This is a genomic window from Treponema sp. R6D11 (assembly GCF_054786075.1).
The window spans coordinates 1-1043 of sequence record NZ_BDHD01000434.1 but is presented as its reverse complement, the minus strand read 5'-3'; the positions used below and the strand labels follow the sequence as shown (position 1 = coordinate 1043).

The window sequence follows — 1043 nt, the reverse complement described above, 5'->3', positions numbered from 1 at the left end:
TCCATGGAAGCTCGTTTTGTCGAACTGCAAAAAAACATTTACGGCCTCGCCCTGGAAAAGAACGCGCGTGAAAACGAAGTGCGCCTTTTCAACGAACAGCGCGGTGAGAATAAAGTAAAAATCGGCCAGAACGAGGAACGCGAAAAACAGATAATCCAAAAGATAGAAGAACTGAACAACGATGCGGCGGAGCAGGACGCGATAGTCGCCGACATGACAAAACAGCTTGAAAGTATCGAAGAAAACATCCGCTCCTTTGAGGAAAATATCCAGCTTGCCGCCGCCCGCATAAGCGAAAACGAAAAAGAGGTAAGCCGCTCGGAAGACGAGATACACAACTTAGAGAGAGAGCAGGCGGAACTTGAAATTGACCTCGCTAAAATCACCGACGACATCGTGGCGGAACTGGACGCGGGCTTGAAAAAAGCCGGCTATTCGGCGGCGGAGCGCAAGAGCGCGGAAGAAGCCCTGCACGAAACCCTAGGCCGCCTGAACGCCGTACTTGGCGGCAGGGAAGCGCTAATCCGCGATTTGACCACTGCGGCCGCGACGGGCGTTGACGCGGCGGAACTTGGGCGCATAGCGGGCGCTTTGGCGACGGGGCTTGCCGAAGCCGCCGCGGACTCGCAAAAGGCGCTTGAACTTTTTAAAAGTTACAAAGAGCACACTCCCGTTTTTATCGACGAGTTTCTCGCCCCCCAGGGAATTATCACGAAGAAGCGCGAATTGGATTCGCGGATTAGAAGCGCGAAGGACAGCATCGAGGAGCGCCGCCAGCGCGTTAAAAACTTGCGGAGCGACAACATCAATTTGCTGGCGAAGATAGACGAATACCGCGCCACTCTGGAAGACATGAAGGTTAACCGCGCCCAGATGAAAACCCGCGCACAATCCGCCGAAGAGCAGGCTAGGCTTATCAGACGGGAACTTTCGGGGCAGGAAGGCCAGTTAAAAAACATACGCGACGACCTTTCGCTTACCCGCAAAAGGCTGGAAGAAATCGACGTGCGCATCGCCGCCATCCACGCCGAGATTACAACTAT

1 pseudogene is annotated in these 1043 nt (G+C 54.2%); it reads left to right on the top strand.

What is annotated here, in order from left to right:
* Positions 1–1043, top strand: a pseudogene (locus ACYVTD_RS13750) (chromosome segregation protein SMC); the annotation flags it as partial.